This is a genomic window from Chryseobacterium sp. BLS98 (assembly GCF_001045445.1).
Classification (GTDB): domain Bacteria; phylum Bacteroidota; class Bacteroidia; order Flavobacteriales; family Weeksellaceae; genus Chryseobacterium.
Map to the genome: position 1 here is coordinate 1,005,383 of NZ_LFNF01000003.1, position 23,758 is coordinate 1,029,140.

General features: G+C 33.1%; 16 protein-coding genes. 10 read left to right on the forward strand and 6 right to left on the reverse strand.

What is annotated here, in order from left to right:
* Nucleotides 1-69 precede the first annotated feature (69 nt).
* The 3 genes from ACM40_RS15720 to ACM40_RS15730 all read right to left on the reverse strand — a co-directional run bounded on the left by ACM40_RS15720 (nt 70) and on the right by ACM40_RS15730 (nt 2,678).
* Entirely contained in the window at nt 70-1,230 is a 1,161-nt protein-coding gene (locus ACM40_RS15720; RefSeq protein ID WP_048503682.1) for a serine hydrolase domain-containing protein, read from the reverse strand.
* A gap of 69 nt (nt 1,231-1,299) precedes the next feature.
* Entirely contained in the window at nt 1,300-1,782 is a 483-nt protein-coding gene (locus ACM40_RS15725) for a DUF6265 family protein (protein ID WP_048503683.1), read from the reverse strand.
* 80 nt (nt 1,783-1,862) lie between these two features.
* Nucleotides 1,863-2,678, reverse strand: coding sequence for a helix-turn-helix domain-containing protein (locus ACM40_RS15730; protein WP_048503684.1), 816 nt, complete (start codon nt 2,676-2,678; stop codon nt 1,863-1,865).
* A 674-nt stretch (nt 2,679-3,352) separates the two neighbouring features.
* On the opposite strand from ACM40_RS15730, the gene ACM40_RS15735 reads away from it, so the two are divergent.
* The 8 genes from ACM40_RS15735 to ACM40_RS15770 all read left to right on the forward strand — a co-directional run bounded on the left by ACM40_RS15735 (nt 3,353) and on the right by ACM40_RS15770 (nt 12,266).
* Nucleotides 3,353-3,613: a helix-turn-helix domain-containing protein gene (locus ACM40_RS15735; RefSeq protein ID WP_048503685.1), complete on the forward strand. Its 261-nt coding sequence runs from the start codon at nt 3,353-3,355 to the stop codon at nt 3,611-3,613.
* Nucleotides 3,614-3,638: 25 nt separating this feature from the next.
* Entirely contained in the window at nt 3,639-3,971 is a 333-nt protein-coding gene (locus tag ACM40_RS15740) for a hypothetical protein (protein ID WP_048503798.1), read from the forward strand.
* A gap of 264 nt (nt 3,972-4,235) precedes the next feature.
* On the forward strand, nt 4,236-5,132 hold the full coding sequence (locus ACM40_RS15745; protein ID WP_048503686.1) for a DUF4007 family protein: 897 nt from the start codon (nt 4,236-4,238) through the stop codon (nt 5,130-5,132).
* The gene (locus tag ACM40_RS15750) at nt 5,116-8,331 is read left to right on the forward strand and encodes a hypothetical protein (RefSeq protein WP_048503687.1); all 3,216 of its coding nucleotides are present in this window, start codon (nt 5,116-5,118) and stop codon (nt 8,329-8,331) included. The genes ACM40_RS15745 and ACM40_RS15750 overlap by 17 nt, the downstream gene beginning before the upstream one ends.
* The gene (locus tag ACM40_RS15755; protein WP_048503688.1) at nt 8,328-9,434 is read left to right on the forward strand and encodes a phosphoadenosine phosphosulfate reductase family protein; all 1,107 of its coding nucleotides are present in this window, start codon (nt 8,328-8,330) and stop codon (nt 9,432-9,434) included. The genes ACM40_RS15750 and ACM40_RS15755 overlap by 4 nt, the downstream gene beginning before the upstream one ends.
* Nucleotide 9,435: 1 nt before the next feature.
* Nucleotides 9,436-10,548 carry a hypothetical protein gene (locus ACM40_RS15760; RefSeq protein WP_165579314.1) on the forward strand — a complete coding sequence of 371 codons (1,113 nt, stop codon included), beginning with the start codon at nt 9,436-9,438 and terminating at the stop codon, nt 10,546-10,548.
* Complete coding sequence (locus ACM40_RS15765) at nt 10,548-11,168, forward strand: hypothetical protein (protein ID WP_048503690.1); 621 nt, start codon at nt 10,548-10,550, stop codon at nt 11,166-11,168. Before ACM40_RS15760 ends, ACM40_RS15765 begins: the two co-directional genes overlap by 1 nt.
* Nucleotides 11,169-11,174: 6 nt before the next feature.
* Nucleotides 11,175-12,266 (forward strand): hypothetical protein, encoded by a 1,092-nt coding sequence (locus tag ACM40_RS15770; RefSeq protein ID WP_048503691.1) that lies wholly within the window; start codon nt 11,175-11,177, stop codon nt 12,264-12,266.
* A 79-nt stretch (nt 12,267-12,345) separates the two neighbouring features.
* On the opposite strand, the gene ACM40_RS15775 is transcribed toward ACM40_RS15770, so the two are convergent.
* The 3 genes from ACM40_RS15775 to ACM40_RS15785 are packed head-to-tail and all read right to left on the reverse strand — an operon-like array spanning nt 12,346 to nt 18,532.
* Nucleotides 12,346-14,907: a tetratricopeptide repeat protein gene (locus tag ACM40_RS15775; RefSeq protein ID WP_048503692.1), complete on the reverse strand. Its 2,562-nt coding sequence runs from the start codon at nt 14,905-14,907 to the stop codon at nt 12,346-12,348.
* 48 nt (nt 14,908-14,955) lie between these two features.
* On the reverse strand, nt 14,956-17,358 hold the full coding sequence (locus tag ACM40_RS15780; RefSeq protein ID WP_048503693.1) for a hypothetical protein: 2,403 nt from the start codon (nt 17,356-17,358) through the stop codon (nt 14,956-14,958).
* Nucleotides 17,351-18,532, reverse strand: a complete 1,182-nt coding sequence (locus ACM40_RS15785; RefSeq protein WP_228376189.1) for a cysteine desulfurase family protein — start codon at nt 18,530-18,532, stop codon at nt 17,351-17,353. Before ACM40_RS15785 ends, ACM40_RS15780 begins: the two co-directional genes overlap by 8 nt.
* Nucleotides 18,533-19,639: 1,107 nt before the next feature.
* On the opposite strand from ACM40_RS15785, the gene ACM40_RS15790 reads away from it, so the two are divergent.
* Both ACM40_RS15790 and ACM40_RS15795 read left to right on the forward strand, forming a co-directional pair.
* Complete coding sequence (locus ACM40_RS15790; protein ID WP_048503695.1) at nt 19,640-20,743, forward strand: helix-turn-helix domain-containing protein; 1,104 nt, start codon at nt 19,640-19,642, stop codon at nt 20,741-20,743.
* Nucleotides 20,744-20,859: 116 nt separating this feature from the next.
* Nucleotides 20,860-23,751 carry a TonB-dependent receptor gene (locus ACM40_RS15795; protein ID WP_228376190.1) on the forward strand — a complete coding sequence of 964 codons (2,892 nt, stop codon included), beginning with the start codon at nt 20,860-20,862 and terminating at the stop codon, nt 23,749-23,751.
* The last annotated feature ends 7 nt before the right edge of the window (nt 23,752-23,758 follow it).

Consider the following 23,758-nt stretch of genomic DNA (forward strand, 5'->3'; position numbering starts at 1 on the left):
AATTTGATTATTATACCTAATAGTTTTACTTCACTAAAGGATCATGTTAGCAGGGATTATTTTGAAAATCTATTTTTTAGTCTTAACTGTTTTTAGCCAACTTTGATAGATCGGAAACCAGACCCGGTCACCATTGGATCCGTTACATAGAACGATGATGCCGCTTTTCGTTGGCAGATCCAAAAATAGAGCAGCACTCCAGCCTACATTTTCGCCGGTGTGTCCTATGGTTCTGAAACCTTCATAATTCATAAAACGATATCCCAGTCCGCTTTCACCTTCTTTGGAACTTGGAAGAACAGGCGTTTCCATTAACTTGATGGTGCTCGGTTTCAAGACTTTATTCAATTGTTTTGGATTACGGTTAATTGACAATTCTGCAAAATGTGCCAGATCTTTGATAGTGGTCTGAAGTCCTGCCGCTGCTTTTTCAGTGAAAATTCGGTTTTTTATAGGATTACCATTCTCGTCATATGCCGTTGCTGAAGTAGCCATCATTTCTATTGTCCATTCATAATTGGTATTCTTCATTCCAAGTGGTAGGAAGATATTATTTTTCATATATGTGGCAAAACTCTGGTTCGTTCTCTCTTCCAGGAGCAGTTGTGCAAGAGTGTAGCCTCCCCCGGAATAGTCCCATTTAGTTCCCGGCTCGCTGATAAGATGTACGGTTTCACCATTACGTTTGGTTTTTCCGTTCAGTGATTCTTCCAGACCAAGCAGTGATATTCCTTGGTCTGATCCTCCGTAACCGTGTACCGAAAGCCCTGCAGTATGGCTTAAGATCCGTCTCAGTGTTACTTTTGATCTGTCAAATTTAGATTCCGGTAGATGCCATCGGGTTAGATACTCATCAACAGGGTCGTCCAGTTTAATAAGATCTTTTTCAGTGAGCTGCATAAAGCCCCAGGCTGAGACCAGCTTCGAGATGGAGCCAATATTAAAGATCGTTTCAGAGGTTACAGGCTTTTTGCTTGCAAGATCCGCATAACCGATCGATTGTATCCAGGCAACTTTTCCATCCCGGATCACGGCTACCGCAACTCCGGGAATATTATTTTTTACAGTAAGTTCCCGTCCTAACACTCCAATTTCCTTATACAGCGGATCTGTTGTATGAAGAATTGCATTCTGGGAATGTCTGGTTGCCGAACAAGAGAAAATCATTCCCAAACAGACGATCAACAAGGTCAATGAGAAGAAGCTTTTTAGGTGAATATTATTTCCCATAAATTTTAATTAGCCAATATTCAAATATCCGAAATAATAATCAGCTGCAATAAAATATTAATTACGTTTTTATCTTTTCACTCGTTTCATTGGGAAGGTCTGTTCGCGTTTCTGTCCGTTTTTTGTTCCTGAAATTTCGGCTATCAATGAATCGGAAGTAATTTTTGTGTAAGCAATGATCTGCGGAAAGTCGTGCTGTGGGTTTTCAAAGACCAATTGATTTTCTGAAATTGCTTTGGCGACAAAACGAACAGGTAGACCTTCATTTTGATTTTTAACAGTCGGAATGTAAAACAGCTTTTTATTTTCCTGCACGAGCCGGATATTTTCAAAAACGATCGTGTCTTTGCCCCTCATACTATAACTTTTCCCCGATAATTCATTATTGTCAGCTTTGGTCCAGCTTTCATAGATACTGCCTTTCTGGGTTTTATTTTCCCAGGTACCGACCAGCCATTCAGCTTTTTGAATGTCTTTTTTCTGCTTTATTGTCCAGGCATTAAAAATAATCAAACCGACTACTGTAATAAAAAATTTTGCTCCTGTTCTCATAATTTTACCTAGTTAAATGAATTGTCATTTAGCAAAGTTGCGATGTTTTTGAAAACTAAAATTGTAAAAATGGGACAAGTCTAATCCGTGCCGTAAAAAAGTGAGGACATCTTAAGGTGACTACCGTAAAATTCTTTGGGCGTAGATCCTGTAAATTCTTTAAAATCTTTGATAAAGTGCGCTTGGTCGTAATACTCGTTTTCGTAAGCCAGTTCTGCAAGGTTGGAGAACTGATCGTTCAGCAACATTTTGAGTGCAGCCTGCAATCGAAACGTCCTGGATAGTTGCTTAGGACTGAGGCCAATGGCTGAAGAAAATTTGCGTAACAATTGTCTTCGATTGATTTTAGAGTCTCTGGAGAGTTTATCGACCGAGAGTTGTCCATTGGCTGTTACAATAGTTTCAACAGTTGATTTTACAATGCGGTCAATGGTTTCGATGTCGGTCAGTCGATTAAGTAAAAATATTTCAATAAGCTTTCTTCTTTCTGAAGTAGAATTGGCATTTAACACCTGTTGCTCAATTTCCTGTCCGTCCTTTCCAAATAGCTTTTCCAATGAAACAGCTGTATTTTCCATCTCTTTTATTGAAATGGTGGTAAAAGGCAAAAATCCTTCGGGACGAAAGCGAACGGAGAAAATTCCTGTCTCGCCGGTTGGCTGAATCTCAAGCGGCCGTGTCAGTTGTCCTATGACAAAACACCTGGGCTGGATAATGCTATTCCCATTATTTAAGTATTGTTTGTATGGATCTCCATAATGAAAGATCATCTCCATACATCCGTCAGGAACGATGATTTGCTTTTCAGGCGTTTCTTCTTTCGGGCTTTCTAACGTCCAATAACATTTGATAAATGCTATCAATTCCTGATTCGGTTCAAATGTCTGGTAATTCATCTGGCTTCTTTTGACAGAATTATTCTACTTAAAACTTCAAAGTAAATCAAATATAATCAATCTTTGTATAAACCTGCGTAATGTAAATACAGGTCAATCGGAATAACACACGTTGTGCTTGTTTTACGCACATTTCCCGGGTAGATGCGTAAAATAGATACAAGTTATACGCCGACCTGTGTAAAAAGGATACAGGTAAATCCAAAACCTGCGTAAAAAAGATACATAACGACAACAGGATAAAAATGCCAGCTTTCCTTTTTCTCATTTTAGAGCTCTGAAAAATAAGTTTACAAAAAACAAATATTGATTTTCAATCAACTACGATTTTAATGTAATTTCTTTTTCCGATTTTTAGAACTCTGAAAAACAACATCCATTTTAACAGCAAGATGTGTCTTTGTATATACAAACTTTTCAAGTTGTACATCCAAAAACTCTCTTGCTTTTTTTGCAAAAAGGGGAAAAAACTGCGGAACTTGTTTTTTGTTTTCTTTGAAATCAGGTTTAAGATTCCAGATTAATCCAATTTATTCTTTTTTAATCTCCAAAGATTCCAGAATCATCCACATTCGTCTTGTTTGGCCCAGCTACTATTAAGACTATTGTTTTCAAGGTTTTGATGTTCCAACTTTGTAGAAGAAAATTTAGTCAAAAACAAAAATGAAATAACTATGATAGTAAACCTCATCACAAAGGAAGACCTTCAGGAATTTAAAATAAAATTGCTGGAAGACATACAAAACCTGTTTCAAATCAAGATTTCCCAGCAGAAATTATGGCTGCGTTCGTCAGAGGTCAAAGCAATTCTGAAAATTTCTTCCGGAACAGAGCAAAATTTACGTATTAACGGAACCTTATCTTACACCCGTGTCGGCGGAACACTATATTACAATTACAAAGACATCGAAGAAATGCTGAAGAAGAAGCAATGATAGTTCACAACAGCGAAACCAAATTATGAATTATATCAAACATCTTACAGCTTTTTATGAAAAAGTGGCTCAGGATAACACGCTTAATCCATCACACATCAGCCCCTATTTAGCCTTATTCCAATTCTGGAATTTCAGCCGTTTCCGAAATCCGGTCAGTATTTCCCGCGATGAAGTGATGCGCATCAGTAAAATCCGTTCAAAAGCCACCTATCATAAATGCCTGAAGAATCTCCATTCTTCAGGCTATATTGATTATCAGCCATCTTATAATCCGTTTCAGGGAAGTCAGGTGGTAATGTTGGATTTTGGTGGGGAGTTGAAGTATAGTGGGAAGAAAACAACAATGAGTAAGTGAACTTTCTGAAAAATAAATTTTATATTATTCTATTAATCAAACTTTGCAGAAATTAATTATATCTAGATAATGGTGCTCAAAGCAAAAGCCATTTTAATGTATTCTTTTAAATATAAAAACGTTATAGGATAAAAAGCGTTATTTTAAATTGTAAAAAACAATAAAAAATTCTACACTTTCTGTTTTTTCAATGGTGTCAATAGCGGATAAAATTCGTCAAAAATAAATGTAAAAAAGCTACCTTTGTATATTAGAAATTAATTAATGAGTATAAGTGATATAAACGTCAAACTACAATTTTCAGGACACGAATCCTTTTCTTGCAAGCAATTTTGGCTGAAGAAAGGATACGACTTTGTTTGCAATAATAAAACTTTTACTGATGATGAAGTGGTAATAGATTTAGGGGTTGGAAAAAATATGGTTAGCTCTATCCGATACTGGTGCAAGGCCTTCAATATCATTGATGAGAAACATGATAGTCCTACAGAGTTGGGTAATTATATTTTTTCTGATGATGGTTATGACCCTTATTTAGAAGATATTGGAACTCTTTGGCTTCTTCATTATAATCTCATCAAAAAAAACAAAGCCTCTTTGTATTCATTGTTGTTCAATGAATTTCGTAAGGAGAGAATAGATTTTACTAAAGAACACTTGCATTCTTTTTTAAAACGGAAGTGTAATGAAGATAAGTCTGTCAATTACAATGAAAAAACCATAACTACAGATATCAATGTTTTTTTCAGAAACTATGCTTCTCCCGAAAGAAAAACGAAAGTAGATGTTGAAGATGTATTTTCCAATATATTTTTGGATTTACAATTAATTCATCAGTATAAGAAAATTGATATTGATGGTAAATTGGAAGACTGGTATAAGTTAGGAGGTGGAAAAACTGATAGTTTACCATCTGAAATCGTTTTATACTCCATAATTGATAATTACGAGGATAGTACAATTAGCTTTAAACAATTACTTACTGGAATCAACTCTCCGGGAAATATTTTTGCCCTTAATGCTGAAGAATTATACAAACATATTGTAAATATTAGTAACAAATTTACCGGTATAGTTTATAGTGAGACGGCAGGTAACAGAACACTACAGTTCAAGGAACAGATTAATAAATGGGAAATTCTTAATGAGTACTATAGATAGAAAAAATTATCATTTTTCTCCTTCTGTAAACATAGTAAGAGATAATGGTGCACAGATAGATTATATACTAACTCCGAACGCCGAGTTGGTCCATTCACAATTAGTAACCGGATTTCAGATTGGAATCAGAGCATATAATTTAATTGGAGCTTATGGGACAGGAAAATCTGCTTTTTTAAAAGCTTTTGAGAATGACATAATAAATGTTTCGGATAATTTTCAAAATAAATCTTTAACTGGCTTTGATTTTATAAAATTCATCGGAGAATATACATCCTTTAAAAGGGCATTTGCTGATTTTCTAAATGTAGAGAATCCAAATTCTCAGAATATTATAAAAGCAATAAATGACTATTATTCAAAATTAAATTCAGGATTAATCATTCTTGTTGATGAATTCGGTAAGTTTTTAGAATATGCCGCTCAGAATAATCCTGAAGAAGAGTTGTATTTTATACAGGAACTAGCGGAATATGTCAATGACAAGAATAAGAATATTCTCTTTATATCAACGTTACATCAGGATTTCAATCAATATGCATTCAACTTATCGCAGGCACAAAAAAATGAGTGGGATAAGGTAAAAGGAAGATTAAAAGAGATTACTTTCAATGAGCCTGTAGAACAGCTTTTATTTTTAGCTGCAAAAAGAATTGATAAATTAGAATTTGAAACTGAAAATAATAATTACAGAATCCTTTTCAAGGTTATACAAGATTCAAAATTATTTCCATTAAGAGATTATTTTAATGGAGATATAGGGGGGGAATTATTTCCTTTAGATGTTTTATCCGCATCCGTTCTTGCATTATCATTACAAAAGTATGGGCAAAATGAAAGGTCATTATTTTCATTTTTGGACTCGAACGATCCGTATAATTTATTTGATTATGATCAGGTTGGAAATCCTTATTTCAACGTCGCTTGTGTTTATGATTATTTAATCCATAATTATTATTCATTTTTGACAACCAAATACAATCCGCATTATTCGCAATGGACAAATATTAGAGCTTCTATAGAAATGACTGACGGCAGTGCCATCGGAAGTCCTAGTAATGCCGTTAAAATTGTAAAAACAATTGGTTTATTAAATCTTTTTGGAAATTCATCGGGAAGTATAGATGAAGGTTTCATTGAACAATATGCAAAATTTTCTTTAGGTATCGATGATGCAAAAAATGTTATTAACGAGTTACTAGCATTTCGAATATTAAGATATGTAGGGTATTCCAATCGTTTTGTATTAGCCCAAGGAACTGATTTAGATATTGAGAAAGCCTTAAACGAAGCTTCTTTTTCTGTAGAAAAGCCTAGTAATATTACAGATTACATCAGAGATTATTTTACAGGCAATTATATTGCAGCAAAGTCCATTTATTATACCAAAGGTACACCTCGTTTTTTTGAATTTAGAATAATTGAAAAATTAATTAGTGAAATACCAGCCGGAGAAGTAGATGGTTTTATTAATTTGATTTTTTCTAATGATATAAGTGAGAAGGACGTTGTTGACTTTTCCCAAAATAATGACGAGGCAATACTGATAGGTTACTATCAAAACTACGCACAAATACAGGAAGGTATTTATGAGATTCTAAAAATTCAGAAAATAAAAGGGGATTATCTGAATGATAAAATAGCATTAAATGAACTTGGCGAATTGGAACTATTTCACAAAAACACCTTAAATAAGTTAGTAAACGAAGATTTATATTCTAATAGTGGTAATGTAAAATGGTATTATAAAGGTCAATTGCTAAATATTTCTTCTTCAAAAAGTCTTAATAGAAAACTGTCAAGAATTTGTGATGAAGATATATATACGGGAACTCCAGTTTTCAGAAATGAAATGGTCAATAAAACGAAAATATCTTCCCCTATCTCTACTGCGAAAAAAGTTCTACTTAGAAACTTAGCAGATAATTGGCAGGTTGAAAATTTAGGGTTTGATTCTACCCATTTTCCTCCCGAGAAGACTATTTATTTAAGTTTATTAAAGGAAACAGGAATTCATAGAATAGAAAATGGTTTATTAACAATTTCGAGACCTACAGATAATAGTTACGACCTGCTGTGGGAGCTTGGAGAAAAGTTCCTTGAATCTTCCAAGTATAGCAAAAGAAATTTACAAGATTTTATTGAACTAATGTCTGTAAAGCCTTTCAAATTGAAACAAGGATTTATAGATTTTTGGTTGCCTATATTTCTTTTTATCAAACGAAATGATTTTGCACTTTTTTATGAAGATACATATATTCCTGAGTTGACTTTTGAGAATTTAGAATTGGTTTCTAAAAAAGCGAAAGATTACGAAATAAAAGCTTTCGATGTAGAGGGAGTTAAGCTGAAAATGTTTAACCAATATAGAGAAATGCTAGAACAAACGGAAAAGGATACCATTACAAATCAAAGTTTTATTGAAACAGTAAAACCTTTTCTGAAATTTTATAGAGAAATCCCTGATTACTCAAAGAAAACTTTGCGGTTAGGAAGAAAAGCTTTAAAGCTGAGGGATGCAATTGCCAATTCAAAAGATCCTGAAAAGACTTTTTTTGAAGATTTCCCTTCAGCGATGGAAGTTAGTATTGTCCAGCTACAAAATGACACAAAAAAGCTAGAACAATATATTTCTGAAATTCAATCATCAATAAGAGAAATCAGAACTTCTTATTCAGGACTGATTGAGAGATTTGAGAATTATATTTTAAATGAAATTGTTGGAGAAAATTTAGTTTTTGAAGAATATAAGACAAAGCTTCAGAATAGGTTTAAAAATATCAAAAAACATTTATTAAAGCCTAATCACAAGGTATTTGTTCAAAGACTGAGCTCACCTTTAGATGACAAAAATGCCTGGCTAAATTCATTAGTTCAGGTTTGCTTAGGAAAGACATTAGATAAGATAACTGATGATGAGGAAGCTAAATTATATACAATTTTCACAGATACTATTGCAGAATTGGATAATCTTAGCGAAATTAGTCAAAAAGATTTTGATGAAACAACAGAAGAAATCTTTAAAATAGAAATTACTTCATTTGTGGATGGGCTTAAGAAAAATTTAGTCCGTTTACCTAAGGAGAAAACAAAAGAAATTTCTGAAAAAGAAATAGAACTAAAAAAATTATTGGTAGATGATACCAGAATTAATATAACCATACTTGCAAATTTATTGCAGGAACAACTGAAAAAATGAGAAAAGTAAGGCACGTAATGGGTATTTCTGGAGGCAAGGATAGTGGGGCCTTAGCTATCTATTTATTCGAAAAATATCCTCATTTAGATATTGAATATTACTTTACTGATACCGGAAAAGAGCTGGAAGAAACGTACGAACTTATTCGTAACATTGAAACACATACCGGCAAAAAAGTAATACGTATTGAAGCTGCGGAAGATAGCCACGAAGATCCCTTTGACCATTTCTTAAAATTATATGGAGGTTATTTACCTTCTTCCAATGCTCGTTGGTGTACAAAAAAGCTTAAACTTGAACCTTTTGAAGATTGGGTTGGTGATGATTTGGTTATTTCCTATGTTGGCATCAGAGGTGATGAAGACAGAGAAGGATACATCTCAAGAAAAGGTAACATCCAGTCAATTTTTCCTTTTCGCAAAAATATTTGGAGTGAAGACGTAGTTAGTAAAGTTTTAAAAAATTCAAATATTGAAAACCTTCTCACTTGGTACAATGATTACATACCAGCTCAAAAATTATCACGAATTCAAGAAGTTGCTAATGAGCTTGTATCTCCCAGATATTTGGTTAAAGATAAATTGAATGATTTATTGGATATCGATATCCAGGCATTTAATAGAGTTGTTTTTGAGTTTTTAAAAACAACGGAATATCCATTAGCCTATGAAAATGATTTTGCCTTGTTAGATAACGAAGATAATCTAGTGAGGGAAGATATTTTTAGCATATTAAAAAATAGTGGTGTTGGAATTCCTAAGTACTATGAAAAAGTTGAATTTGAAGTAAACGGTCAAAAAGGAGAATATGCTAGAAGCCGCTCAGGTTGTTTTTTCTGCTTTTATCAACAAAAAATAGAATGGATTTGGTTGTATGAGCAACATCGCGAACGGTTTGATAAAGCAATGGAATACGAAAAAGATGGTTATACTTGGATGCAAGATGAAAGTCTTGAGGACATTATTAAACCGGAGCGAATGGCTCAGATCAAAGAGCAACAAATAAAAAAACTACAAAAAAATAACCAAAACAAAAAATCAGCTTATCTCTTAGACCTTTTAGATGATTCTGAAGGAGAAGGTTGTGCAAGTTGTTTTATTTAGTATGAATGATTCTAATATAATATATAAGGTTGATGGCTTCCGTTTTATTAATAGCTTACATACAACTGCAAGACAATTACCTATATGCTCTGAAATAATAAAACAACTTTCTAATAAACAGCTGCCTAAAGACATTTTGTTTCAGTTAATGGTTAAATGGAGTATACAGGAAGAATCTATTAATGATAAATATAAAAATAGTAAAGGAAAACTAACCCAAAATGGAAAAGCAACAACAGCATTTAAAAATTATTTAGATTTATGTGAGTCATTGAAACTTGTAATTCGGTTGAATGATTTTTACGCTAGTTCTCGACTTTCTTTTGTTCTAAAATATTTTATGGAACATAATGATGATAATTTTTCCAAAGCTGAGAAGATCTTTTATTTATTACAATTATTTTTAGTGGATTCAGATGGAATTTTATATGTGTTAGATGAAATAAATACTAGTTCCTTAAATCAAAAAGCCTTACAAGTGAATTTTAAAGACAATTTTAACTTAAGACTTGTAACAAAGCAAATTTTAGCTACACCCATTGTTAAAAACTCTATTAACGAAAGATATAGAACGATTAATTATGTTTGGCAAAATCCTGAAAAATATGCTGAGCATTTGTTAATACCACGATGTGAATGGCTGACAACTTTGGGTATTTTAGACATAAAAAAAAATGGAAGTAGTACTATTTATTCCTTTACTAGTAATGGAAGAGTTTTTTTCGAAAAATTGCCAGTTCTTTCAAACTCTAAATTAAAAGATATTAATGAAATTTGGATTTTTCAGAATTTTTTTTCTATTATTAATTTTCTTTATCCAGGAAATAATACTATTTCATTTAAAGATATGGATCCTAAACAAAAGATTAATGAACTAGGCTTTAGTTTAGATAATGCTTTAAAGGTAGTTAAGACAAGTAATTCCTTTAAAATACCACTTTTTGATTGTTTAGTTTTTATTTGTATTGATTTATTTTCTAGCAAAAATATAATAATCGAAATGTCAGATGTTTTGGATATGTTAAAGGCGGGAATAACTTACGGTTTAAAGTCTTTTAATTTAAAGCATGAGGGTAGACTGAACGAAAGTTATATAATATCAGAAATTATCTAATGAAATTAAATTGTATAATTGATACATGTACTTGTATCGCTCTAAGCAATACTGAATTTAAGCAGAAAAGGGTCCTTGATCATCTGAATAATATTGCTGTTCTAAATTTCAGTCCTGAGGTTCATATAGAATTAAGAGATCACAGTGATAAAAATCTTCCGAAGTTTATTCACAATAAGTCAAGGAAATTAGGAACTAGCAAACACTCTATCAGTGAGTACGAACGCCGTATGCTAGGTAAAACTTTAACGTCTAGAGCTAAAAAAGGAAATAAAGGGGAAATAGATAATTTTTTAGTATCTGTTGATCAAATTCATACCTTTAAAAAGAATAATGTTATATACATTACTGATGATAAAAAAGCCTTGAATGGTGTTTTAGAAGAGTGGGCTCCCTGCTTTCCTGTTATCTCTGTATGGACCTCCTATGAAGTAATATTATACTTATATGCAGAGAAGATCATTCCATCAAAAGACATAGCAAATGACCTTATTCAAGACATTATTAACTTTACAGCGCCAAAACCTGCAGAGAGAAGTCCGAAGACAACTTCTGAAATAATGAGTTTAAAGGTCTCATACAAAAATAAAATAGAGAACATTAGTAAATTACTAAACTAAACCATTATGAGTAATTTAAGATTAATCAATTTACAGTTTAATCCATTTAGAGATATCACTCCTTCATTAAGTAATAACTTAGTGTGGGCTGATATGAAGGATGTCAAATCAAAAATCAGCAAGGCTTATACTGATTGCATAAATAATAGCTCTAAACAAATTATTTTAAATTGGGGTGCCTATGGTGGTGGTAAGACTTTTAGTGCTTACTATTTCATAAAGGAAAAGTCAACTGAAAAGAATTTACAACATATTTACATCAGATGTCCGAAAGATGGAAGTAAAGCCACTGACGAGTTCTTTAAAAGTATCATTGACTATATTTCATTTGAAAAACTCCAACAACATATTAATTCAATAATTAATAATCATGGAGAATCAGCTTTAATGAATTTTTTAACTCCTATTAGTAGTAGAGAATATGCTAAAGCTATTTGCTTAATAGGATCGGATGATCAGGATATATCTGAGTTAATGAATAGATTTCTTTATGTAGGGTTAACAAAAACTGAATTAAAAAAATTGGGATTAGCGAAAGATATTCAAACAGATACAGATTCCATAAAATTTCTAGCTGGTATAATATCATGTTTTATTGGGGACGGAACTTTTTATGACGGGCGTGTTGTCTTTTGGATTGACGAAATGGAAGATTTAATATATTATGCTTCTAAAAATTACAAAGCTTTTTCTCAAGTCCTAAGAGACTTAATGGATAGTATCTCGACTAGTTTTTTGCTTTTTATGAATTTTACTTTAGCCGAAGGAGAAGAGAGTACTATTGAGTTAATACTAGGCGGTGCAGTTTGGTCGAGAGTTACAAGAAAAATCAGATATAAGCAGTTTTCATTTGAAAATGCCAAAGATTATAGTTTGGAATTATTAGAACAATCGAGGATAGATAAAAAAGATAAAGCTCCATTTAATGATGATGTAGTTGACACAGTTTTGAACTACATTCCAGAAAGCGCATTGACTCCAAGAGAAATTAATAAACATTTTAACTCTTTAATCGCTTATGTAATTGAAAATGATGCTAAGATTATTGACACTTCATTAGTCAATAGTTGGATCGCAGAATATAATGAAGATAATTAATTTCTATTCTTTATATGTGAAATTTTACTTAGTTACCTAAATAAGCTTCGGTTTCTTGTGCTAGCTATTAAGACACCTCTTAATCTTTGATACGAAGTAGATTATCTATATGGTCAAGGAAAGTGTCATAAATATTTCGATTAGGATGTCCTTCTGCAAAATTTTTTTTCGAGATTGAAATTGCACGTTCAACATATTGTTTTGCCTCGATTAGGTTGCCTAACTGCAGTTGAATTACAGCCATTGTGCTATAGGTATTACCAAGAGTATAATGACTGTCTCCTAAAGCATCTACTTCTATAGAAATCGCTTGCATTTGAAACTCATGAGCTTTTTGAAAGTCTTTTCTTTTTAAATAAATAGAAGCTAGATTGTTATAGGAAGCTCCAAGTGTATAATGATTATTTGAATAAATTTCTTTTCTGATTTCTATAGATTTCAGTGTATGATATTCTGCTTCATCAAGCTTATCTATAGATTCGTACATGGCAGCTATGTTTCCATGAGCTTGTGCAAGTTCAGGGTGATTTTCAGCTAATACTTGTTTCCGTATATCAAAGGATTTTTGTTGATAAAGTAATGCTTTGTCTATTAATCCTATTTTATGAAGCAATAAGGAGTAATTATTATATGCTCCTGCTAGATGTGGGTGATTTTCGGCTAGATTATATTCTGCAATCAATATAGCCCTCTCTTGGTAATCTAATGCCGATTCTAAGTCTCCTTCAATTTCATAAAGCAGCGATAGATTATTGTAAGAGGTCCCCACATCAGGATGAAGGGGATGTTGATACTCTTCCTCTAGCTCTATTGCCTTAAACTGAAAATTAAACGCTTCATCAATTCGACCTAGTGTTTTGTAAACTGATTGGAGATTATTATAGCGTCCTGAAAGTTCTATAGCATTACTTGGTATATCCTTCTCATATATTGATACTGCCTTGTGATTGAATAAAAGTGATTTTTCTAGGTTAAAAAGATCCTCTTCTCTTAAACCTAGAATACTATAAAGTTCAGCAATTTCTTTACTGTCATCTGAGTTTTCTATATGACTAGCAACGCTTTCAGCATATTCAACAAACCTCCTAATATCAAAAGGATTCGTTTCCCAAGAGATAGTTAGAACTTTTGATAGCGTATTAAGTAGCAATATACAATTGCTTTCATTTGGTTCTAATTTAGCTCTCAATACTTCTTGTACTATTTGATGTATTTGATAGTTCCCATCTAATTCTTTTAGCCATCCCTTTGAAGCAAGTTCTGAGATATTATCGAAAAACTCATTGTCAACTTCAGGAATCCCAAAAAGCAATTTTGAATCGTCATAAGAGATTGGGGTTGAGTTTAAAATAGAAAAGTATCGTAAATATTGAATTTGTTCTTCAGTTAGGTCTGAAATTGAGAATATTTTGAGTAAATATTCAAAAAGTGTTGTTGGATTTTTTTGTGGGTCATGATCTACAAAGACCTTAGCTGTTTTCGGAATCTGCAATCCATTTTGTTCTAATAATTCGACTAATTTGTGAATACTGAGCCTTCTTTTTTGAGCAGTCTTAGCTAATAGTTCAATAGTTAAAGTATGGTTTCCAATGTAATTTAAAAGATTAATAACTAAATTGCTTCTTTCAATTCTGTAATACTGATAAAAAAGGCGAATAGCATCTTCATCATTTAAGACTTCTAAGTTGAACAATGAATAGCCTTCAATTTCCTCACGAGATGTTAACAGTATTTTCCAATTATCAAATGGAAATTTATTTTCGAGTTCTCTTATATCAGCTGAAGTATTGTCAATTACCAATAAATTAAGGCCTGAAATATTCTGTAATTTATTAAGAATCATCATTAATTGATCCTCTGGAGCTAGATCCTCAATAGGAAGCTGCAAATTATTAAGCAATGTTATATTATTTGCAAAAGCGTCTAGTAATGGAGATATTCCTACAAGTTTCTTTTTTGAAAAATCTGCGTGGACATCTAACCAAATTATGTGTGAAAACCTACGAAAATTCTTACGTACGAAAAGTTTAGCAAGTGTACTTTTTCCTACTCCTCCTAAACCATTAACCAATACAGTTCTTCTGGAGGAGTCAATTAGTGTTTCTAGGTTTAATAAATCTGTCTCTCGACCAACTATTTCTTCCTCGTGAATATTAGGTATATATGTAATTACTTGTGGTATTACTGATTCATTTTGGAATAAATGAGGATAATACTTGCTTCTTAATTCTACATATTGGGCAATAAATTTTTCTATATCCTCCCAGCTCCAGAAAATAATCTCAAAGCTATTTGATTGAGAAAGAAATATAGCACGATCCTGAACACGACCATATTTCTTAGTAGTAGTTATTAATACAAAACGACGGCTATCAATTGGCGAACCTAAAAACAGTTTTATACTTTCATCCAAATCATTAATAAGTTCTCTTTCTAAAGCCTTGTCAGAACGCAACAGTTTCTTTTTTTTACACTGGGCAACTACTTTATGTGTTGTAGATAAAATGTCAATTCCAGATTGTGTTGCACCTTTTGTTTTGTAGAGTTCGAATGATTGGGTTTGATAAACACAATTTAATAGGTCTTTACAAAAATCTTGAAATATGTTTTCATCTCCTATTGGTTCATATTGAAAATGCATATTTAAAATTTAATTTTAATTTGTTGTCTAAATTTCGAAATATAAATATCAATCTTCCAAAGCCCCCATTAACTGCTCCATCCCAAAATTCAATAGAAAATCAGAATAGTAATGGTCAAATATATCCCTGATGTATTCGTCTATTGTTATACTTTCAGTACCTGTTTCTTTATCTACAGATATGGAGTATTTCCTTCTTTTTGTAATCATATAAAGAAATAATGTATGAAAATAAACAGAAGAAATATACTTTCTTTCAGCGGTAAGAATCTGATCTTCTCCTTTTAATTTGGAACGATGGTTCAAGAATACGGAGCTATCGAGATTAATGAATATTTCCTGCAATTGATCACCTTCTGAAACCGGATACATTACAATATTGCGTCCCATTTCAATTCCGTTTTCTTCCAAGGAACTCCAATTTTCTTCTTTCACTCGATGAAGTTTGGGTAATCCAATATAATCTTCCTGATCTTCTTCTTGAGGTATTTTTTGTTTAGGAGCTTCTTTGTCAGTGACTTTTACAAGAATTATTTCCTCGAAGGTTTGTCCTGGTGCGGTGAGAGAAGCTTTTATTTCAATTTCATCACCAACATTTAATTCTTCTGTAGGCTCTAGTGTTAGTTTTATGGTTCCCTGATTAGGGCTGCTCTTAGCAATATTTAACACTCCTGAAACCTCCTTTTTTGTTCCAGGTTCTGTCCCTCCGGAAGTCGCATTTCTTTTTATTTGTAAAACGCTGATTTCTAAATCACCGGAATCCTCGGAACGATCAAAATAATCATTTGCTACATCTGTATCAAATTTAATTGTTCTCTCTCCGTTTTTAGGCAATGAGATGATATTGATACCTTCTTTTTTGTTATGTAATTGAAATAACGATGGAAATCGTTGTGGCAAAAATGGCTTTACCTCTGTTTTAGGTTTTTGAGAAGCAGGCTTTCTATCCTTTTTTTCTTCCTTTTTCTCCTCTAGTTTTAAAGTGTTTTGCAGCAATTTAAATAGATCACTGTTTTTAGGTAAATTTTTCGCAAATGATTTTATAAGTTCAGTAGTATCTTCATTCTCTAATCCAATACTTTCTTTACGTTTCCGATTAATTTCGTCTAATTCACTCTTCCTTAATTTCTTGCCCAAATATTCTCTCAATGCATTTGCTTCAGGTCCATCTTTTAGACGATCTCTAGAAGCCATAAATAACTCTTCTCTAAAGTCAGGATCCATTTCAGTACAATCCACGTGAATCAGAAGATAATCTTTAAGAAGATTGAGTTTGAGAGTTCTGGATATAAATTCAGTTGTATAACTGCCGTGTACCTGCCCGTTAATGGAAAACATAACAGACATATTATTTTTAAAAAACCTGCTTCTTATAATTTCTCTGCTCTTTTTAACATCGTGTTTTTCTGTTTTAGGCTTAAAAACATAACAGGTTACTTTAGCCTTACCGAATAATTTATCAACATATTCTTCAGAAAAATAAGTATCTATATAATCGCTTTGTGCCTCTTCTAATCTTCTTTTTAATCCGAACAAATCTAATTCTAAAACTTTATTATTAGGATATCTCTCTTTGTTATCTGCCGTTAAAAGAGGGAGTACGGGTTCAAATAAAAATTCATTCAGACTTTGATTGAGATCCTGCGCAAAACCTGAATAACCAGTAGGGAATTGATACGAGTACATTTTTATAATACTTCCTGTGTTAAAATTTCTTCCGTGGAGTTTTAAGTCTAAATCGGTTATAGGAAAATTAGGAATTTGGTTATCTATCTTTAAATATTCAAAATGACTTGATCTTCTATTGGTTCCAGATTCACTAATTTTTCTTTGACGAATTAAAGTAAAGCCAAAATTGCCGGTATTATCATATCTTTTGGATGCAATCAATTGAAATCTTCTTTTTCCGCAAAATACTAAAGCACCGCTTCCTCCCATATTATACTTACCCTGAACAAACTGAATATGAATTTTATTTCCTCTTACTAAAGAGAGAAATGTATCTTCAAATTTCTCAGGATGCTGTCCTTCACCATTGTCATATACAATCACAGAAGTATTACGAGGTGGGCCATCTGCTAAAATCTGTATTTCTTCAGATTGCTTACGCCTATTCTGTTTTAAATCCCAGTTTTTATAATCCGGATAAAATAGATTGATAGCTTCTTCCATAGACTTAGGAGCTTCATCAGAATCAGGAGCAACTCCTTTCTCTAAGCATTTTTTGGTCAGAATCGCATCAATAGAGTTGGTAACCTTTTCTACCAATGCGGCAATAGGACTTGATTGTTGATTTCGGACGATACCAAACATATTTTCGTTTCCACCTAAAGGAAACCAGTTTTCATCTTTGAATACATTAGGATTTTGTTTAATTACCTCTTCGACTTCCTCTTCAGTAGGACTAAAATATAAAAGTTTAAAAAGGTCTTCTGTAGAAATATCAGGCATAGTTAGAAGTTTTTAGTTGAGAAATAATTTCTTTAACTTTTCTAATAGTGTAAAGAATTTCACTTTTGGTATTGTATTTACTTAGGCTGAATCTTATACTCGAGAAAGCATATTTATTACTTAATCCCATTGCTACTAGAACATGTGAGGGTTCTATGAGTTCAGAATGACAAGCAGAACCGTTTGATACGCAAATGTTATCAAGCATCTTAATGAGTATATCAGCCTCAATATTAGGAAAACAAATATTTGAGATATTATAAATCCTATTCTCTCGGTCTCCATTCACAAATGCTCCTTCAATGGTCAATAGTTCATTTTCCAATAAATCTCGCAGCTCTTGTACCGAAGACTTATTCCTTTCTATTTCATTTATACATATTTCACAGCTTTTGCCTACTCCAATTACTCCAGGAATATTTAATGTACCACTTCTTTTTCCTTTCTCTTGACCACCACCGTGTAATAAGGGTTGAAAATTTAAACTTTGGGAATTTTGATAATATCCGCCAATTCCTTTTGGTGCATAAAACTTATGTCCTGAAAAAACCAGATAATCTATCTTTAAATCTTTCACATCAATTGGAATTTTACCAACTGCTTGTGTCGCATCCGTCATCATTAGCGCTCCAAACCGATGTGATATTTTTGTAATTTCTTTTATAGGCTGTATTACACCAGTTTCATTATTTACTAACATAACTGAAACTAAAAGTGTTTTTTCTGAAATTACTTTTTTTAATTCATTTAAGTCTACTAATCCAGATTCGAGAACAGGTAAGTAAACAACATCAAAACCTATTTCTTCCAAATATCTGCAGGTATCAAGTATTGCAGAATGTTCAGTTTTAACTGTGATAACTTGTGATCGTTTTGTTCTATTTGAAATAACTACACCTTTTAAAATAGTATTAATTGCTTCGGTTGCCCCAGAAGTAAACGTAATTTCTTTTGCTTCTGAATTAAATAATTTGGCAACATTTTCTCTCGCCCTTACAATTTTTTTATTGATTTCAACTCCCAAAGAATGAGCACTTGAACTATTTCCATAAAGTTCTGAGAGATATGGAATTATTTCCCTTATCACTTCATCATCAACCTTCGTAGTTGAAGCATTATCAAGATATATATAATTTTGAGATGTAGACATTTTATTAAAATCAGATAGTATCAAATATACTCATTTTACCTCATTATATTTTCTTAATCGTTTACCATATATTTAAAAATCACATTTTATAATTTTTAATTTACAACATAGGATTAATCAAGATTTCATCTTACAATTTCGTGAAATCTAAGTTTAATCTATTAGCTTGCAATATATAATGAATGATTTGAATTTGTTTACGATAATCCGTAATTATAAAATTTTATTTTCTCTAGCCATTAAGCTTAAGAAATGTTTGTAACCTTATTAGTAATTTGAATTATCAGTACACAAAAAATAAAAACAGAAACCAAAGATAATGAGCTACTAAATCCACCACCTAAATTCTGTCAAGGTCAAGTCCTCCGGATTTTCAGAAAAACTTTTTACGTATAAAATCTACGCAAAAACTTTTTCCAAAAAACCTTGACAGAATGCCACGCTCATTTTCAAAAGGCTTTCTTTTTTTAATTTTTTTTCTTAGTTTTCTTTTAGAAATATTTTAAATGAGAAATTTCAAGCGCAAAGAGAGGGATTAAATTCTTGGTTTGGACTAAAAAAACATGTTCAATTTTTAGCCTTTTTACTTGCAGATTTGAGCAGAAATTTTTAGCTTTACTACGTAAAATTTAAATTAGGATTTTACCACTTTCTTGCAAATGTCCTATTTAAGGACATTCACAAAGATGCTACAGCGAAAATATTATCCATAAAGCGATGAGAAATGGGTACAAAATCCCTCACTCTCCGCAGAGTAAATCTCAAAAATTATTAAAATCCTTTAAAATCTACATTTTAAAGGATTTTTTATTTTCAGAATATTAAGATACACCAGATTATTTTATTTTTTAAGTGAGTTGTTGGTGTAATTGAATTTTCTAATAAATCTATTCATTTGTTTTGTAATAATCTTGATTAACTTTGTATCATACAAAAGCAATTCACCAAAAAACTCCAACAAGTAATAGACATGATATCGTAAGGAAGATTTATAAATTATCAGATGAAAAACGACTCTACTTTATTAAGTGTTGTTTTTGTTCCTCTATATTTAATGTTTAATTAATTCATCATTCTCAGTATTCTTGCTAAAAAAGATTATTTTTCTGGAAATTTTTTTACTGATTCATTATGGAAATTTCCGGGGCTTTTCTGGCTGTAATTTTAGAAGCCGTTCTATCGTTTTTTTTAATTAAAAAAGAAAATTCAAAGAAAAATATTTTCTTAATACTTTATATAGTAACGGTAATTTTAGATCTTCTTTATGAATATTTCATCTTCAATTTAGGGCACGGCAGCACTTTTCTGATCGATCAGTATCCGTCAAGTTTTCGGCTTGTAAAAGGGCCGCTGTTGTTTCTTACAGGCAGGCTTTTACTGAAATATAATTTTAACTGGAAAAACTACTTTCACTTTCTTCCTTTTTTCGTTGTATTCATCTGTAACATTATTGTTGTGTTTATCGGTTCGGAATCCCAGAGTTTTCACCGGTTTTATTTATGGATTTTTAAAATTTATCCCTTTTATTGGGTAAGTTATCTCATAGTTACCCTTACTGAGCAGATCAGGCGCAGAAATAAAGAAAATCCATTTCAGAAGCTGTTTATACAGTTTTTATGTTTTGTACTTACTTTAATTTTTACCTATATGATATGCGGATACGGGGGATTGGTAGACAGGGAGCTTTTGAGAATTATTTATACCTTTTCCTTCTTTGTACAGTTTGTTTTTCTCATCCGGCTGACTCAAATAGACAAGCCGCTTTCCGGAGTGAATGTGGTCAATAACGACATAGATGTAAATGAAGTCACGGAAACTTTGACAGAACATAAAAAAAGCAGAAAATACAAAAATTCCGTCCTGAGTAAAGACTATATAGCCAATACCAACAACAGGTTAATTGAACTCTTAAGGAATAAAAAAATATACACAAAAGAAGATCTGAGCATGGATGATATTTCCAATATGATCCATATTTCTAAAAACCATTTATCCCAATGTATTTCTGAAGGCCTTGAGACTACTTTTTACGATCTCATCAATAAGTACCGGATTGAGGAATTTATAGAGCAGATCAATCAAAATCCGGAGCAGCAGATCAGTGAACTTTATTACCAGTGCGGGTTCAGGTCTAAAGCTACTTTTTATAAATATTTCAAACAGGAAACCGGGGTAAATCCCAACGATTACCGCAGGAAAATTCTCAGGGAAAAAGAATTCCATCACGATTATTAACTTTTGGTTTTTATTCGTTAATAAATAATTAAAACAATTTAAAATACTGATAATCAGTTATTTATTTGTCTGTTTTATGGAAATAAGTTCATCTTAATCCGGATGAACTTTTCAAAATGAAAGTCGGAATAGTTTTGCAGCAGATAAAAGCATCTGTAAAAATGAAAAAACTAACATCAACTTTGGCCGTTGCACTCTTCTTTGCTTCAATACAATCTTATGCACAGATCCAGGTAAGCGGAAAGATAGAAGACTCACAGGGGAAACTTCCGCAGGCAAAAGTTCTGACTTATGACAAAAAAAACTTTGTTCTGACAGATAACCAGGGGAATTTCAGTATTACCATTCCTGAAGGTTCCGCTTCTGTTATTGTAACTTACGAAGGATATACCGATAAAACGGTTGATATTGATACCTCCGCCAATCCAAAGGTTGCAGATTTAGGAATCATTGTCCTGGAAAATAAAGAAAATACAAAAAGCATTGAAGGCGTTGTCATCACTTCCGCCTACAAACCTTCTCAGGCCAGGGCACTGAATATTAAAAAGAATTCCGAAACCATCTCTGATGTCTTGGCCTCCGATGTCATCGGAAAACTTCCCGACAGAAACGCCGCCGAAGCCATCCAGAGATTACCTGCTGTAACCATTGAAAGAGACATGGGTGAAGGTCGTTTTGCAGCCGTAAGGGGAACGCCTATCCAATGGAGCTCATCCACCCTCAATGGAAACAGGATGCCAAGTGCCAGTGGAGATTATGCCAACAGGGGACTGCAGATGGATATTTTTCCTTCGGAACTGATCCAGTTTGTAAAGCTATCAAAAACACTTACTCCCGATATGGATGGTGACGCCATCGGGGGAACGATAGATTTTATCACAAAAACAGCTGTAAGTAAAGAAACACTGTCTGTAAATGCGGCTGGAGGCTTTGTTAATCAATCCAAATCTCCCAGCTACAATGCTTCAGTGGTGTATGGGAACAAAATCACAGATAAGCTGAGATTCATTACTTCTGCTGTAATATGGAACAGAGACACCGGGATAGATAACTTCCAGATGGTGTATGATTTCAATAATAAGGATAAGGTTAAATCTTTTGCGATCAATCAGTTACAGCTGAGGGATTATATTGCGCAAAGAAGAACTTTAGGCTTCAACGGAGCTTTGGATTATCAGATCAATAAAAATAATAAACTTTATTTTAAAGGACTGTACAGTCAATATATTGATGGACAGAACGTTCGCGAGACCTATTTTAACTTCAATACAAAAAATGTTCAGTTACAGGCCAGGCATTCGGATTATGTTACCGATCTCTATTCCTTCGATCTTGGAGGGGAGCACAAATTATCAGATAAGTTAAAACTCGACTGGTCTTTAGTAAAGGCAAGATCAAGTTTTGAGTTCAATTCTCCCAAAAATCTGAGTAAAGACGAACGAGGGTACCCGATTGTTTTGTTTAGACAAAATATGACTTATGGAAATCTCTCGGCAGACGGATTGAAATACCTGGCAATGGATTCTCCCGACGGTACAGGTGATGCTTCCGATGTTGTCCTGCCACATAACCTGAGTGCATTAGATCCCGCTCAGATTTACCTCTATCAAACCATTATCAGCAGGAATAAAAACAGTGAAAGGGATTACAGAGGGCAGTTCAATTTCAGCTACAGGCTCAATGATAAAATCAATTTAAAAGCTGGAGGAAAGTTAGTAGATAAAGATAAAAATTTTGCTTCAAGTGTTTACGTTTGGATGCCTTCAAAGCTCATGGGAATACCGGGATCAGCACCTCTTGTCTATCTGAATCAGCTGCAGACAGAAGGTTTCGCTTATAATGGCGGATTTCTGAACCCGCTTGGCCAGCCTTACAATAATGTCATCATCGACCAGATTACCAACGGGCAGATCGATCAGATGTATACCCCGGAATTCATAGCAAATAATACGATGTTCAATGTACAGGGGCCTAATACTGCAAGCAATCTTGCTGCATCGTATTCCGGAAAGGAAAACGTATATTCGGCGTATGTGATGGGAAATTTCAGGCTGACTGAGAAATTGACGGTGATCGGAGGGTTCAGGAATGAATATAATGTGACCAATTTCAAAGGCAACAGTGTTGTCATAAAAGGAAATACTACGGTCGCGGAGCCTGTTGAAAAGGAGAATACATATAACGCCTTCCTTCCAATGGTGAATATGAAATATAATCTGGATGAAAATACCATCTTCAGAGCTTCGTACACCAGATCGTTTGCAAGACCGGATTTCAGTGACCTTAATCCAGGGTTACAGATTAACGATGCCCTTCAGACCATCACACAAGGTAATGCAGGACTGAAACCTACCTATGCCAACAGTTTTGACCTGATGTTTGAAAAATATTTTTCCAATTTAGGAATCATTTCTGTGGGAAGCTTCTATAAAAGCCTTAGCAGTATCATTTATCAGGATCAGACGACGGAGCAGAGAAACGGGTTGGTATATCTTAAAAGCTCGCCAGGAAATTTAGAGAAAGGCTGGCTGTTTGGTCTGGAAGCCAATTTCAGTAAACGCTTTACAGAATTGCCGGGCTTTTTGCAGCATTTTGGATTTGAAGGGAATTACACTTTTGTGGATTCAAAAACCGAAATACCGGTATATAACGGGGCAGCGGTGGAAAAGATCGAAACCACTTTACCCAAACAGGCAAAACACATCTTCAATGCAAGTATTTTCTATGAAACGGATAAGCTGATGATAAGGTTGGCAGGAAATTACAAAGGGAAATACCTCAATGCTATCCGTTCTCTGGCCGGGCCCGATCATTACCAGTGGTTTGATAAAAACTTTACCCTTGATGCTACAGCTTCTTATGCCATTTCAAAGAAAATAAGGCTTTTTGCAGAGCTTAATAATCTTTTCAACGAACCTAACAGATTTTATCATGGGAAACAGGACCGAACAGAAAACGTTTCCTATACAGGCTTCCGAGGACAAATGGGAGTTTCACTCAACTTTTAATTTAAAT